The sequence below is a fragment of the Phyllobacterium sp. 21LDTY02-6 genome, from assembly GCF_023554255.2.
Classification (GTDB): domain Bacteria; phylum Pseudomonadota; class Alphaproteobacteria; order Rhizobiales; family Rhizobiaceae; genus Phyllobacterium.
This window is the reverse complement of record NZ_JAMJWD020000003.1, coordinates 312361-326591: the sequence shown is the minus strand read 5'-3', so window position 1 is coordinate 326591 and position 14231 is coordinate 312361. Positions and strand designations below refer to the sequence as shown.

Genomic DNA, 14231 nt, shown 5'->3' with positions numbered 1-14231 from the left:
CATGACCGCAATCACCAACGCAGCATCAGCCTCCGATCCGGCAGGGCGCGCCCGGACCTTCTTCAACTGCCTGAAGCGCGACAGGCTGGCTCTGGCAGCCGCCATATTTCTGGTGATACTGGCCATAGCGACGCTCGCCGGACCACTGCTGATCGGTGACATGGCGGCGAAACTCGGTTTGCGCCAGCGCAACCTGCCGCCGTTTTCCCTCGACCATGGCTGGCTCTATTTCCTTGGCGCCGACACGCTTGGGCGTCCAATCCTGGCGCGGCTGGTTGTCGGCGCGCAGAACACCCTTGGCATCGCGCTTGCGGCGGTCGTGACTTCCATGCTGGTCGGCGGCGTGCTTGGGCTGGTCGCCGGCTACAGCGAACGCTGGTACAGCCAGGTGATCCAGCGTCTGGCCGATATCATCATGAGCTTTCCGTCGCTGCTGCTCGCCCTCATCGTGCTCTATACGCTCGGGCCAAGCATTTCCAACCTGATCATCGTCCTCGCCCTGACGCGCATACCGATCTACCTGCGGACCACGCGCGCGGAGGTGCTGGAACTGCGTGAGCGGATGTTCGTAAGCGCGGCGAAATCCATGGGCGCCCGGCCGCTTCGGATCGTTCTCCGCCACATCGCACCCATGGCGCTGCCGACGCTCCTGACCATAGCGGCAATCGATTTCGCAACGGTCATCCTGGCCGAATCCTCGCTGAGCTTCCTCGGGCTGGGCATTCAGCCGCCGGAGTTCACCTGGGGCGCCATGGTCGCCAATGGCCGTGGCTATCTCGCCACTGCCTGGTGGATATCGTTCTGGCCCGGCCTGGCGATCCTTTTGACCACCCTTTCCCTCAACCTGCTTTCCAGCTGGGCGAGAACCATGGCGGACCCGCAGCAGCGTTGGCGTCTCCAGAGCCTGAGAAAGGCGTCCAGATGAACGAGTTGGCACCCATTCTTTCCGTTGAGGACCTGACGGTGGATTTCCTCTCCGACGGAGCTCCGGCGAGGGCCGTCGACGGTGTGTCCTTCGAGGTCAGGCGCGGCGAAACACTGGTGATCCTCGGCGAGAGCGGTTCGGGCAAGAGCGTCAGTACCAGCGCGGTGATGGACCTGATCGACCGGCCGCCGGGCGATATCGTGCGCGGACGCATATCCTTCGACGGCGCCCGCATCGATGGCCTGCAGGGCGAGGCGCGCCGGGTCATCAATGGCCGGCGGATCGCGATGATCTTTCAGGATCCGCTGGCATATCTCAATCCGGTCTACACGGTCGGACGGCAGATCTGCGAAATATTCGAGAGCCATGGCGTTGCCAGTGGCAGAGCGGCCCGCGAACGCGCCATGGATCTGCTGAAGCGCGTCGGCATTCCCGAGCCCGAAGCCAGGATCGACCAATACCCGCACCAGTTTTCCGGCGGCCAGCGGCAACGCGTGATGATCGCGATGGCGATCGCATTGCAACCGGACCTGCTGATCGCCGACGAACCGACAACGGCGCTCGATGTCAGCGTTCAGGCGCAAATCCTCGATCTGCTGCGTGATCTGCAAGGCGAGACGGGAATGGCGCTGATCCTCATTACGCACGATCTGGAGGTTGCCGCCTCGATGGCCGACAGGGTCATAGTCATGAACCGGGGCACGATCGTCGAGGCGGGAGAGGCAAGAAAGGTCTTCACCAAACCCCGTCACGCCTATACGCAGAAGCTGATTTCGGCGTTGCCGCATGGCGACGCGGCGGAAAGCTCGAACCGGCGTTCCACGACGAATTCGGGAGAAACGGTTCTGCGGGTTGAAAACCTGACGAAGGAATATGTCGTCTCATCCGGGCTTTTTGGCAGGAAGAAGTCATTTCTCGCCGTCAAGGATGTGAGTTTCGAGGTCAGCAAGGGCGAAACGCTCGGCATAGTCGGCGAATCCGGGTCAGGCAAATCCAGCGTGGCGCGCATGCTGCTGAGGTTGAACGAGCCGACCGCCGGCAAGGCCATTTTCAATGGCGAGGACGTCTTTGCCATGGAGGAGCGCGGCCTGCGCGCCTATCGCCGCAAGGTCCAGATGGTGTTTCAGGACCCGTACGGTTCGATGAACCCGCGCATGACCGTGCGGGCGATCATCGCCGAACCCTGGTCCATCCATGCCGACATCCTGCCGAGGGCCAGATGGAGAGATCGCGTCGCCGAGCTGCTCGAACTCGTCGGCCTGAAGCCGGAACATGCGGATCGCTATCCGCACCAGTTTTCCGGCGGCCAGCGGCAAAGGATCGCGATCGCCCGCGCACTTGCAAGCGAACCGGAACTCGTCATCTGCGACGAAGCGGTGTCTGCGCTCGATGTTTCCATCCAGGCCCAAATCATCGACCTGCTCGCCGACCTGCGGACCCGGCTCGGCCTGTCCTATATCTTCATCACCCATGATCTGCCGATCGTACGTCATTTCGCGGACCGTATTCTGGTCATGAAACAGGGCGTGGTCGTCGAAGAGGGGCCAACTTCGACCATCTTCGGCAATCCGAGCCAGGCCTATACGCGCAGTCTGCTGGACGCCACGCCGGTCCCGAAATGGCTTGAAACAGCCTGATCTATTGAGCAACCTGCCGCTGCCTGATCGAGGCGAGGCGTGAAGCGATCATCTCGGCGATCGGAATGGCTGAAGTCGCGGCCGGGGAAGGGGCGTTGCAAACATGCAGCATCCTGTCCGTCTGGGCAAAAAGGAAGTCGTGCACAAGCGTGCCGTCACGCTTGACGGCCTGTGCGCGGATTCCCGCTTCATGCGGGAGCAGGTCGCCTGTCTCGAGGCCGGGGCAATAGCGCCGGCACTCGGCAAGATATCCCGGCTTCCACAGGGAGTTCCGAAGTTCGGCGGCAGCGGAACGGCGGTTGGCGAAGACGGTCTTCCAGAAGCCGGGGAAGAATGCGTAATCGCCGAGATCCGCCAGGTCCAATGAAAGCCGGGCATATCCTTCCCGGGCAAACCCGATAACCGCGTTCGGGCCGACGGTAACGCTGCCGTCGATCATCCGGGTAAGATGGATGCCGAGAAAAGGCAGCGCCGGATCGGGAATGGGGTAGATGAGATGCCGGACAATGTCGTTCTTGTCGGCGGGAAGGCGATAATATTCTCCGCGGAAGGGCACGATCCGGTGATCGATGGCGAGACCGGCGAGCCGCGCCAGCCGATCGGACTGCAATCCGGCGCACACGACAAGCTCGTTTGCCCGCCAATCGAGATCGTCGCTGCCGATCTCGACGTGATCGATCTTTTCGCGAATGCTCGTCACCCGGGTGGAAAGCCGGACTTCGCCGCCAAGCGCCGTGATGCGCTCTCCCATCGCCGCGCAGATATCGAGATAGCTGACGATACCCGTCGCAGGCACGAATAGCGCGCCCTTGCCGACAATGTTCGGCTCGCGCTCCGCAAGTTCGCCAGCGGAGACCCGGTGCACCTCTATCGTGTTCTGCTTCGATCGCTCATAAAGCGCATCCATGCGGGCCACTTCCACGTCGGTCGTGGCGACGAGAAGCTTGCCGCAGATCTCGTAGCGGATACCGTTCTGCTCGCAGAATTCCTTGGTTGCGGTGGCACCCTTGCGGCAGAGCTCGGCCTTGAGACTGCCGGGCGGATAGTAGATGCCGGCGTGGATGACGCCGCTATTGTGGCCGGTCTGGTGTTTTCCGAGCGCGTCTTCCTTTTCCAGCACGATCAGGCTGCTGCCCGGCCGGTTCTCCAGAAGCCGCATCGCAGTGGCGAGGCCGACGATGCCGCCGCCGATTACGCAATAGTCGTATTTCACGTTTCCCCCCGATGCCTGCGAGCGTACAAAGCATCGCGGCCATTGCGCAATACGTCAATCCAGCACGCCAATCGGCGTCAGGCGTCGAATTCACGCAGCAGTTTTTCGCTTTTCTCGACTTCTGTCCGGAAACGGGAGATCGAATATGGCGCAAGATCGACGGACGGGTTCTGATCGCAGATGATCTGCGCCAGGCACTCGCCGACTGCGGGCGCGATCTGAAATCCGCCGCCACTCGCGCCGAAAGCATGGAAAAGCCCCGGCGTGGTCTGGCTTTCGCCGACGACCGGCAGCATATCGGGCAAATAGCCCTCGACACCCGACCATACCCTGATGATATCGGCGTTTCTCAGCGACGGAATATGGGTCGCGACGGCACGCATGCCGTTCAAGGTTTTGTGAGGCGGTACGAAAGTATGCTCGCCGTCCTCGTTGGCCAGCGTGCGCGGATAGCCGGCAAAAATATAATTGCCGCGCGGGATCTGGCGGATGATCATATCGCCCTCGATCGCGTAGACGGAAGGCTTGAGCGTGTAGGGCAGGGGCTCGGTGACGAATTGAGGCGGTCCTGCGGAAAACAAGGGCACCGCTTCGTCGAACTGTTCGCATATGGCCTTGGCCCAGCCGCCCGCGGCATTGACCAGCTTCGATGCGGAGATTTTCCGGCCATCGCTGCATTCCAATGTAAAGAGGTCGCCGGCGCGGGTCGTCCTGACGATCTCGGTGTGCTGGAACAGGGTGCCGCCATGGCGCAGCATCGCCCGGGCGACGGCGGGGGTCGCCAGCCTCGGATTGGCAACGGCGCAGCGCGGCGAATGGGAGGCAATCACGGCCGTATCGGCAAGCCATGGCAGATTTTGCTTGAGTTCCGCACCTTCCCAGATCGATATGTCCAACCCGCATGCGCGGGAGGTCGCCGCATAGGCGAGCAGCCTCTCCTTGCCGGCTGGCGTATGGGCGAAATAGACCATGCCATTCCGGTCGAACTCGCAGCCTTCGCCGATGAGTTCGTCGAAATCTTCCCAATGGGTCTGTGCAAGGAGCGACAGGGGATACTGGCTGAGGGATCGACCCTGCAGGCGCAGGCCGCCGAAGTTTGCGCCGCTCGATTGCGCGCCGACATGACCGCGTTCGACGATCGCCACCCTCTTGCCCATGCGGGCAAGAAAGAAGCCGCTGAAGCAACCGAACAGGCCGCCACCGACAATCGCAACGTCATAATGTGCGGCGTTCATGGCTGAACCGTTTCCGGCTGGCTGGCAGAGATGGGGATCGGCTTGACCGGCGCCTGCGCGCGAATGCGGCCGACATCGCTGACCGGCAGGTCAGCGGTTGCCGCCGTCAGTTCCTGCAAGGTCTGGCTGCAGAAGCGCCCCTGGCACCGGCCCATGCCGCAACGGGTGATGGCTTTCACGCGGTTGATCTCGGCGGGCCCGGCAATCTTGCGGATTGCCGCCCGAATTTCACCGGCATGGACGCGTTCACATCGGCAGACGATGGTATCGTCGGGCAATGTGGCGGCATATTCGTGCGGCCATCGAAATGCCTTCGCCATATGGGTCTGGAATTGTCTCAGCCGGACGATGGATCGGCGCAGAGCCTCCCGATCGGTTGATTGTGGAAGCTCGCCGCGCGCTTCCAGCATGGAAAGGGCAGCGAGGCGCCCGCTCTTCGCCGCCGCGACCCGTCCACCGGTGCGTGCACCGTCCCCGGCCAGCCAGAGACGGGGCCCGGCGCGTCCGTCGCTGTCGATGACGGGAAACCAGTTGCGCAAGACCGGATCGAAGCGGAATTCTGCGCCGGCGAGTTCTGCCAGCTGGGTTTCCGGCCGCAGCCCATGGCCATAGGCGACGGCGTCGCAGGAAATGCGCTCGACAGTACCGTCGGAGCGCCGGATTTCCAGCGCTTCCGCCCGCTCTTCGCCGATGATGCGCCGCAGGCTTGCTCCGGTGATCGTCCGCACGCCGAGACGCCGCAGTTCCAGCAAAAGCGATATGCCTTCGAGCAGGGTGCCGGGCGCGGTCAGCGCCATGCCAAGGCCAGCCTTGAGCTTGTCCCTTGTCGATGTCGTGTCAACGACCACGAGGCGCTTGACGCCCATGCGGGCATATTGCGCAGCCGCCAGATAGAGCAGGGGGGACGAGCCTGCCATGACGACCGATTGCCCGATCAATGCGGCGTGGTGCTTGAGCGCCACTTGCGCGCCGCCGAGCGAATATACGCCCGGCAGCGTCCAGCCGGGCAGCGCCATGATACGATCGGTCGCACCGGGGGAAATCATCAACTGGCTGAATTCGAGACTGTCGTGAACGCCATTCCGCAGCATCTCGAGACGATTGCCGAAGACCCCCCAGACAAGACTTCCCGGACGCCAGTCGCATGCGCGCAGAATGTCATCCTCGTCACGTTCCCGGCGTGCCGTTCGTGCGGTCGCATTGCCACCCATCAATCGCTGCGACATTGATCGCATCGCCGGTGCCAGACGACGCGTGCCCTGGCCGCCGGGCCTTGCCGCCTCGTCGAGAATGATCGGGCGCAGGCCCGCCTTGACGAGGGTCGCCGCACTTGCCAGTCCCGCCGGGCCTGCTCCGACGATGACGGGAGGAAGTTCGGCGTCGCTCACGTCAATGCCTCCCGCGCCGCGGCAGCGGAGGAGCATAAATCAAGGCCCGGTGTGACCTCCACCATGCACGCCCGCAAGCGACGCCCTGCACGGGTCCACACGGTACAATCCTGGCATGCCCCCATGAGGCAGAAACCCGCGCGCGGCGCCTGGTCGAATTCGGAACGCCCGGTCGTCAACCCGGCGCAAAGCAGGGCTGTAAGCAGCGTTTCGCCGGCACAGGCAGCAACGTCCTGGCCATCGAAACGAATGACAATGTCCGGTCGACGGGTGTTTATCGGGTGAAGGAGCGGTGCAGCGATCATGCCGGTTTATTGCTATCCAATAAGTTATATCGCATAAAGTGAAAGCCAAAGCCGGGTGCTGTCAATCCGAATTCGGCTGGCCGAATTTGGCTAGCCGAAATTGGCTAGCCGAACGAGATCGACCTTGCCGCCGCGATGACCAGTTTCGGAAATGTGTCCAGAATGACCTCGCGGCTGAAGCGCGCCAGCGGAACGGCGACGCTCACGGCTGCGATGACATTGCCATCCGGCCCGGTGATCGGCGCGGCAATCGATGCGTCGCCGTGGTAGATTTCCTCGAATGCCGCGGCAAAGCCCTTGTCGCGGGCTTCGTTCAGGAGCGCGACGACCACCTCGGGTGATGAAGGCGTCGATGGCGTGTACGCCTTGAACTCGGTGTCGGCGAGAATGTTGGCGACGTCCGTCTCCGGCAGTCGGGAAAGAATCGCCCTGCCGGGCGAGGTGCAATAGGCCGGCAGCCTCGATCCGGTGATGACATCCGTGGCGAGCATCTGCCGGCTCAAATAGCGCGTGACGAACACGATCTCGGTGCCGTCGAGAATGGTCAGGCTGACCGCCTCTTCGGTCTCCTTGCTCAGGTGCTGCAGGGCCGGCATGGCGCGATCGACCAGCCGCGAACTGCGGGTGTAATGATAGGCAAGATCCAGGGTCTTGATCGTCAGCTCGAACTGGCGCGAAACCGGATCCTTGCGCAGGTAACCCAGTTGGGTCAGCGTGTGGGTGAAACGCTGGGCCGTGCTGACATCCATGTCGGTGAACTGCGCGATCTGCGACATCGTCAGGGACGCGTGCCGCTTGTCGAAGACGGTGAGCACCTTGAACGCCTTGGCGACCGACTGCACCATCAGCGGATCCGGCCTCTTTGGCTGGGCGGTCTTGTCTTTCATGCAATTTCCTCCGTCCGAATCGCTGCCCACGCAGTCGCTCGCCACTCAAGCCGATCATGGTGCGGCTTGGCAACTCGACCTGCCGGGCGATGGCCTCGGCGACCCTTCAAAAAGCTCCGGTGAAATTTTTACCTTGACCTATCTTCGCTGCACAGTATCATTATGCAATAATAATTATTGCTATGCAATAGGAGAATCTTGTTGGAACAGTTCGTAATTGTGGAAACGATCGGCCGTGTTCGTCGCCTGACCCTAAATCGCCCGGACAAGCTCAATGCCTGGAACACATCGATGCGGGACCGGCTGATAGCGGCCTTGAAGGCGGCCGAGGCGGATGCAGAAGTAGGTGCCATCGTCCTGACCGGCGCGGGCGACCGAGCCTTCGGCGCCGGGCAGGACCTGTCGGAGAGCAAGAGCTTCGATGCCGACCGTGCGGAGTCATGGATGGCCGAATGGAAGGCGCTCTACAATCTGTTCCGGCATGGCTCCAAGCCGGTCGTCGCAGCACTCAACGGCATCGCCGCCGGTTCGGCGTTCCAGGTTGCCTTGCTATGTGATCTCCGGGTCGCGCATGCGGGGGTCAAGATGGGCCAGCCCGAGATCAATTCAGGCATCGCGACCGTTACCGGCAGCTGGATCATGCGGGAAATCATCGGGCTTGCCCGTACCATCGACCTGACCCTGACGGGCAGGATGCTCGAGGCGAAAGAAGCATTCGAGTTCGGACTGATCTCGCGTATCGTGGACGCCGACAAAGTGCAGTCCGAAGCGCTCGAACTTGCCGAATATCTGGCCGGAAAGCCGCCCGTTGCCATGCGCTTGAACCGTCGACGCTTTGCCGAGCTGACGGAGGCCGGCTTCGAGAACGCCATGAGTTCGGGCGTCCGCATTCAGCGCGAAGCATACAGCTCCGGCGAACCGCAGGCGATGATGGAGAAATTCCTCGCCGAGAGAGCCGCCCGAAAAGCCTGATTTTCTACCAGTCGTCGCAATGGGAGGCGACTGCCATCTGCCAACCTAACAGACACCGTCGAAACGGTGCGCCAACCTTCAGAGGAACACAGTATGTCCAGGCCCGGTCTTTTGAATCTCAACCGCCGCACACTCCTCGCAGCAGGCGCGGCCGCTCTTGCCACGCCCGCATTCCTGCGCCGGGCGTGGGCCGATCAATCTCTCGTCATTGCCGATCCGGGCGGTCCTTTCACCGACGGCTATCGCAAGGCATTCTACGAGCCGTTCACGGCCGCGACCGGTATTGCGATCACCGGCGTCGCGCGTGACGCAGAACCGACGGCGCAGTTCAAGTCGATCGTGGAGACGCGTTCCTATATCTGGGATGTCTGCACGCTGACATTGTCCGCGCGGCTGATTCTCGAGGAACAGGACCTGCTCGAACCCCTGAACCTCGACCAGGCCAAAGTTGCCGACGTCATGCCCGAGGCCGTGCATCCGAACATGCTCGGCACCGACGTCTATTCGACGGTCCTTGCCTACAATACCGATACGGTGACCGAGGCTCCCACGGGCTGGAACGCGTTCTGGGATTTCGAGCGCTTTCCGGGCCGGCGCTCGCTGCGCCGCAACCCGATCGACACGCTGGAAATCGCGCTCATGGCGGATGGTGTCGACGCCAAGGCCCTCTATCCGCTCGATGTCGAGCGGGCGTTCAAGAAGCTCGATGAAATCAAAAGCCGCATCGATGTGTGGTGGACGGGCGGCGCGCAATCGACGCAGCTGCTCGAAAGTGGCGAAATCGACTTGATTGCCGGCTGGAATGCTCGTTTCCAGGCCGCGATCGATGGTGGCGCACCCGCAAAGATCGTCTGGAATGGCGGGCTCTATTCCATCGAGGGCTGGGGCGTGCCCAAGGGAAATCCAAAGGCCGACATGGCGCGCGAGTTCGTCGCGTTCTGTGCTCAGGCCGATATGCAGGCGAAGTTCACGGACGATCTCGCCTATGGCCCGACCAATCTGCGTGCCTATGATCATATCGCACCGGAACGCGCTGCGATCCTGCCAACGGCGCCCGATAATCTCAAATTGATGTCGCTTGCGTCGGAGCCCTATTGGCGGGAGCACCGCGCGGCTCTCAGCGAACGGTTCAATGCCTGGCTTCTGGCCTAGCATTCATGGCGGTAGGGCGGGCCTGGTTCAAGCCTTCCTGCCTTACCAGTACCAGGCATCAATGAAGCAGCGCGTTCGCCCCGGCGAACGTGCATGCGATCCTGTTGAATTTAGGAATGACAATGACAGCGGACCAGCAGCAAGCCAAACTCGTCCTCGAAGGACTGTCAAAGCAGTATGGTAATTTCACTGCGCTCGAACCGACGAGCCTGACAGTTCGGAACGGGGAGTTTCTGACATTGCTGGGCCCTTCGGGCTCAGGCAAGACAACCCTTCTGCAGATGGTGGCAGGACTTGCCGAGCCAAGTGCCGGCCGTCTGCTGGTCGATGGCGCGGACTGGACCTACCGGCCCGTCAACGAGCGCGGCATGGGCATGGTCTTCCAGCACTATGCGCTGTTTCCTCACATGACGGTTGCCGAAAACGTGGCGTTTCCCTTGCAGATGCGCAAGCTTTCGGCAGCCGAGGTGCGCAGCCGGATCGAGGAAACCTTGCGCAAGGTGCAGCTCGAAAAGTTCTCGCACCGGTTTCCCAAGGAATTGTCCGGCGGTCAGCAGCAGCGCGTCGCGCTCGCAAGATGCTTCGTCTTCAATCCGAATGTGATCCTCATGGATGAGCCGCTCGGCGCGCTCGACAAGGCGTTGCGGGAGCATATGCAGCTCGAGATCCGGCGCCTGCACAAGGAATATGCCACGACAGTCATCTATGTGACGCACGATCAGGAAGAAGCGCTGGTCATGTCGGACAGGATCTGCGTGATGAACCATGCGCGGGTCGAACAGCTGGGCAGCCCGCACCAGATTTATGCGAATCCGGAAACCCTTTTCGCGGCGACGTTCATCGGCCATTCCAACGTGCTGAAGGGAAAGCGTGACGGAAGCGACGGCGAGTTCGCCAGGGTGCGGACGGCAGGCGGCACGTTTTGCGGACGCGACATGTCGCGCAACCAGGCGGGGGAGGTTGCCCTTGTGGTGCGGCCGGAACACATGCGTATCGGCGAGACGACGAGCGCCGAGTTCGACAGCGTTCGCGGCCGTTTGACGGATCTGGTCTATGTCGGCGTAGAGACACGGTTGCTCGTCGCCCTGCCCGACGACAGTATCCTGACGCTTCGCCATGATGCGGCTGGCGAAATACCTTCTATCGGGCAGGAGATCGTAACGCATTGGCCGAAGGCGGCCGCGAGGGTCGTCGCATGAGCATTTCCCACGCGAATCCGCGTCCTGCGGCCGTGCGGCTGGGGCCGATCTGGCTCGCCGTTCCTGCCATCGCGCTTCTGGCGGTGTTCTTCCTGTTTCCGATGGCAAGGCTGTTCGTTCTTGGCATTCAGGACGGCGCAACCGGCGGCCTCACGACGGAGCATTACCAACGGCTCCTGACCACGCCGGTCTATTGGAGCATACTCGGCATCACGTTCCGAATTGCCATTCTCACGGCGGTCTTTTCGGTGTTGCTCGGCTATCCACTGGCGCTGTGGCTCTCAAGGATGCACAGCTCGCGCCAGACGATCATGGCCTTGCTGGTGCTGCTGCCCTTCTGGACGTCCTATCTCGTCAAGACCTTCGCCTGGATGATCCTGCTTGGCAATCGCGGCGTCCTCAACACGCTTTTCATGGATATTGGCCTCCTCGATCGGCCGCTGCGGATGATGTATAATGAGCTTGGCGTGATCATCGGCATGGTACATGCGATGATGCCGCTTGCGGTCTTGACCATGCTGCCGGTGATGAACGGTATCGACAAGCGCCTCACGCTGGCGGCGGGGACCATGGGAGCAGGTCGTTCCGAACGGTTCTGGCTGGTCTACTTCCCGCTTTCGGTTCCCGGAGTTGCCGCCGCCGGCCTGCTGACTTTCATCACCTCGCTTGGTTTCTTCATCGTTCCGGCGTTCCTCGGCGGCCGTGGCCAGACCATGCTTGCCCAGACCATCATCACGCAGGTCCAGGAACTCGTGAACTGGGCGTTCGCAGCGGTGCTCGCAAGCCTCATGGTGGTCGCGGCGCTGGTCGCGATCTGGATCTACAACCGGTTCTTCGGCCTGTCGACGATTTCAGGAGGCGGATCCGACAGCACGACACCAGGCAATGGCCCATTGCGCGTCGCCGGCCAGAAAATACTGAGGACCATGGCGATCCTCTCCCGCCCGTTCGACCGGTTCGACACCCGTCCGGGAGCGACGGAGCGCGGCTTCAGGCTCTATCCGGTGCTGATGCTGACATTTCTGATCGCGCCGATCTTCGTCGTCTTTCCCATCGCCTTCACCTCGGCCAGTTCGCTGCAATTTCCTCCCCCCGGCTACTCGCTTCGCTGGTTCGAGCAATATCTGACCTCCCCGGTCTGGCTTTCCGCAACATTGCGCTCGTTCGGCGTCGCCTTCGCGACGGCACTCTTCGCCACCGTCCTGGGTGGGCTGGCAGCCCTTGCCCTGGCGCGCAGCCGTTCGCGGTGGAACGGCGCCATCTTTGCGCTGATGCTTGCTCCGATGGTGGTGCCGCGCATCGTCATTGCCGTGGGCCTGTTCTACCTGATGGCGCAGCTTGGTCTGGTCGCGACCAATACAGGCCTCGTCATCGGCCACACGCTCCTTGCCATTCCCTACTGTTTCATAACGGTGGGAGCAGTGCTGAAAAGCTATGACTGGCGCCTGAACCAGGCTGCCGAAACGCTGGGTGCGGGACGCCTGACGATCCTGCGCCGTGTCACCCTGCCATTGCTGCGCGGTGGCGTCATTTCGGCAGCCCTGTTTGCTTTCGTCACATCGTTCGACGAGTTGACGGTCGCAATCTTCATTTCGGGCGGCCTGAAGACGACGCTTCCAAAACAGATGTGGGACGACATGTTCCTGCAGCTCAATCCGACACTGGCCGCAGTATCGGTCGTGGTGATGCTCCTCGTCATGCTCATCTTGCTCGCAGCCCAGAAGATTCAAAAGTGAAATGTGTCAGGATCGCCCTGCCGATCCGCTAAATATCAAGGTTTTCGTTGAACATGCAGATCCAAGGATTGGCCCGCCGCCTACAAGCCCTCGCTCGCGAGACACCCAACCGAATTTTCGCCAATACCAGCTCCGGCCCGGTAACGTTCCAGACCCTCGCAACCGCCGCGGAAGGCTTTGCCCAGCGCTATCATGATCGCGGCCTGCGCAAGGGCGACAGGGTCGTCGTGATGATGGCAAACAGCCTGCCGTCTCTCGCCATCATTCACGGCCTGCTGCGCGCCGGCCTGGTCTGGGTGCCGGTCAATCCGGCCCTGGTCGGGGCATCGCTCGCCCATGTCATCCGCACCGTGGGGCCATCGCTCATCATATGTGACCACGAGGTCACGGCACGCCTTTCCGAATGCGCCGAGGCTGAAGGCATTCCGGTCGATCCGATGCAGAATGACGAGCTGCCGGCTGCAGCACTTCCCGTTTCGGCCGAATTTCCCGAGCCCGGCGACCTGGCATCGATCATGTTCACCTCCGGTACGACCGGCCCGGCGAAGGGCGTGATGGTCAGCCATATGATGCTTGAGCTTGCGGCCCAGGGCGTGGTGCTCTGCGGCGACATGAAGACCGGCGACAACCTGTTCGTGTGGGAACCATTCTATCATATTGGCGGCGCGCAGGTGCTGATGGTGCCGCTGTTGCGGAACGTGCATCTGACGATTGCCGACCGCTTCAGCGCGTCGCGCTTCTGGCAACAGGTGGCGGAAGCGGGCTGCACGCATATCCATCACCTTGGCGGCATCATTCAAATTCTGCTCAAGCAGGCGGAGAGTCCGTGGGAGCGCGCCCACAAGGTGCGCATCGCCTGGGGCGGTGGCTGCCCCCCGATAGCATGGCGCGCCTTCGAGCAAAGGTTCGCTGTGCAAATCCGCGAATGCTACGGCATGACCGAATGTTCGAGCCTGACGACGTGGAACAATGATGGCGTGGTCGGCTCCGTCGGGCGCGCCATGCCATGGTTCGAGATCGAGTTGAAGGACGAGAACGGCCGTACCCTGAAGCCCGGAGAAGGCCCCGGCGAGATCGTCGTGCGCACCAGTCTGCCGGGTGCGATCACGCAAGGCTACTACGGAAACCCCGAGGCAACTGCCAAGGCCCTGCAGCCGGACGGGTTTCATACGGGTGATCTCGGCTCGTGGGACGATGACGGCATGTTGTTCTTCCTTGGGCGCATGACCGACTCGGTGCGCTGCAAGGGCGAAAACGTCTCGGCATTCGAAGTGGAGACCGTGGCCAATCTTCATCCGGAGGTCGTAGACTCGGCCATGGTCGGCGTTCCGGGCGAAGTGGGGGAGCACGACATACTGCTTTTCATACAGACGCATGACCAGTCCACGATCGACCTCGATCAGCTATGGCGCTGGATGGCGGAGCGTCTCGCTCCGCATCAGCGGCCGCGCTATTTCAAGGTCGTGAACGAGTTTCAGCGCACACCAAGCCAGCGCATCCAGAAACATCTCCTGCCGACGGGGCAGGAGGGACGATGGGATGCCGCCCAATTGAAAAAGGCACCATGAACAGGGGAGAGCCA

Annotated in this window: 12 protein-coding genes; 7 read left to right on the top strand and 5 right to left on the bottom strand. The window is 62.0% G+C overall.

The genetic code is table 11. The features are described from left to right. The first annotated feature begins 1 nt into the window (after position 1). Positions 2-925 (top strand): ABC transporter permease, encoded by a 924-nt coding sequence (locus M8997_RS12970; protein ID WP_250017247.1) that lies wholly within the window; start codon positions 2-4, stop codon positions 923-925. Further along, entirely contained in the window at positions 922-2562 is a 1641-nt protein-coding gene (locus M8997_RS12965; RefSeq protein WP_250017249.1) for an ABC transporter ATP-binding protein, read from the top strand. The genes M8997_RS12970 and M8997_RS12965 overlap by 4 nt, the downstream gene beginning before the upstream one ends. Before the next feature lies 1 nt (position 2563). Here the strand turns inward: M8997_RS12965 and lhgO are convergent, their stop codons facing one another. From lhgO to M8997_RS12940, 5 genes are all read right to left on the bottom strand, one after another. Then, positions 2564-3775, bottom strand: coding sequence for an L-2-hydroxyglutarate oxidase (gene lhgO, locus M8997_RS12960; protein ID WP_371929571.1), 1212 nt, complete (start codon positions 3773-3775; stop codon positions 2564-2566). Positions 3776-3852: 77 nt separating this feature from the next. Next, the gene (locus tag M8997_RS12955; RefSeq protein WP_250017251.1) at positions 3853-5010 is read right to left on the bottom strand and encodes an FAD-binding oxidoreductase; all 1158 of its coding nucleotides are present in this window, start codon (positions 5008-5010) and stop codon (positions 3853-3855) included. Then, positions 5007-6398 carry an FAD-dependent oxidoreductase gene (locus M8997_RS12950; RefSeq protein WP_250017253.1) on the bottom strand — a complete coding sequence of 464 codons (1392 nt, stop codon included), beginning with the start codon at positions 6396-6398 and terminating at the stop codon, positions 5007-5009. The genes M8997_RS12955 and M8997_RS12950 overlap by 4 nt, the downstream gene beginning before the upstream one ends. Continuing rightward, complete coding sequence (locus M8997_RS12945) at positions 6395-6703, bottom strand: (2Fe-2S)-binding protein (RefSeq protein WP_250017256.1); 309 nt, start codon at positions 6701-6703, stop codon at positions 6395-6397. The genes M8997_RS12950 and M8997_RS12945 overlap by 4 nt, the downstream gene beginning before the upstream one ends. Positions 6704-6807: 104 nt before the next feature. After that, positions 6808-7590: an IclR family transcriptional regulator gene (locus tag M8997_RS12940; RefSeq protein ID WP_250017266.1), complete on the bottom strand. Its 783-nt coding sequence runs from the start codon at positions 7588-7590 to the stop codon at positions 6808-6810. A gap of 201 nt (positions 7591-7791) precedes the next feature. Between M8997_RS12940 and M8997_RS12935 the strand changes: the two genes are divergently transcribed. The 5 genes from M8997_RS12935 (at position 7792) to M8997_RS12915 (ending at position 14217) form a co-directional block, all read left to right on the top strand. Beyond that, the gene (locus tag M8997_RS12935) at positions 7792-8562 is read left to right on the top strand and encodes an enoyl-CoA hydratase/isomerase family protein (protein WP_250017268.1); all 771 of its coding nucleotides are present in this window, start codon (positions 7792-7794) and stop codon (positions 8560-8562) included. A gap of 93 nt (positions 8563-8655) precedes the next feature. Beyond that, entirely contained in the window at positions 8656-9714 is a 1059-nt protein-coding gene (locus M8997_RS12930) for an ABC transporter substrate-binding protein (protein WP_250017279.1), read from the top strand. 122 nt (positions 9715-9836) lie between these two features. Continuing rightward, positions 9837-10913, top strand: coding sequence for an ABC transporter ATP-binding protein (locus M8997_RS12925; protein ID WP_250017282.1), 1077 nt, complete (start codon positions 9837-9839; stop codon positions 10911-10913). After that, positions 10910-12649: an ABC transporter permease subunit gene (locus tag M8997_RS12920; protein ID WP_250017284.1), complete on the top strand. Its 1740-nt coding sequence runs from the start codon at positions 10910-10912 to the stop codon at positions 12647-12649. The genes M8997_RS12925 and M8997_RS12920 overlap by 4 nt, the downstream gene beginning before the upstream one ends. 68 nt (positions 12650-12717) lie before the next feature. Further along, positions 12718-14217 carry a class I adenylate-forming enzyme family protein gene (locus tag M8997_RS12915; protein WP_250017295.1) on the top strand — a complete coding sequence of 500 codons (1500 nt, stop codon included), beginning with the start codon at positions 12718-12720 and terminating at the stop codon, positions 14215-14217. Positions 14218-14231: the final 14 nt, after the last annotated feature.

Excerpts from the sequence above, each read along its gene's own strand:
- M8997_RS12965 (WP_250017249.1), top strand. The coding sequence starts at position 922 with ATGAACGAGTTGGCACCCATTCTTTCCGTTGAGGACCTGACGGTGGAT.
- M8997_RS12970 (WP_250017247.1), top strand. The coding sequence starts at position 2 with ATGACCGCAATCACCAACGCAGCATCAGCCTCCGATCCGGCAGGGCGC.
- M8997_RS12920 (WP_250017284.1), top strand. The coding sequence starts at position 10,910 with ATGAGCATTTCCCACGCGAATCCGCGTCCTGCGGCCGTGCGGCTGGGG.
- M8997_RS12945 (WP_250017256.1), bottom strand. The coding sequence starts at position 6,703 with ATGATCGCTGCACCGCTCCTTCACCCGATAAACACCCGTCGACCGGAC.
- M8997_RS12930 (WP_250017279.1), top strand. The coding sequence starts at position 8,656 with ATGTCCAGGCCCGGTCTTTTGAATCTCAACCGCCGCACACTCCTCGCA.
- M8997_RS12925 (WP_250017282.1), top strand. The coding sequence starts at position 9,837 with ATGACAGCGGACCAGCAGCAAGCCAAACTCGTCCTCGAAGGACTGTCA.
- M8997_RS12955 (WP_250017251.1), bottom strand. The coding sequence starts at position 5,010 with ATGAACGCCGCACATTATGACGTTGCGATTGTCGGTGGCGGCCTGTTC.
- M8997_RS12940 (WP_250017266.1), bottom strand. The coding sequence starts at position 7,590 with ATGAAAGACAAGACCGCCCAGCCAAAGAGGCCGGATCCGCTGATGGTG.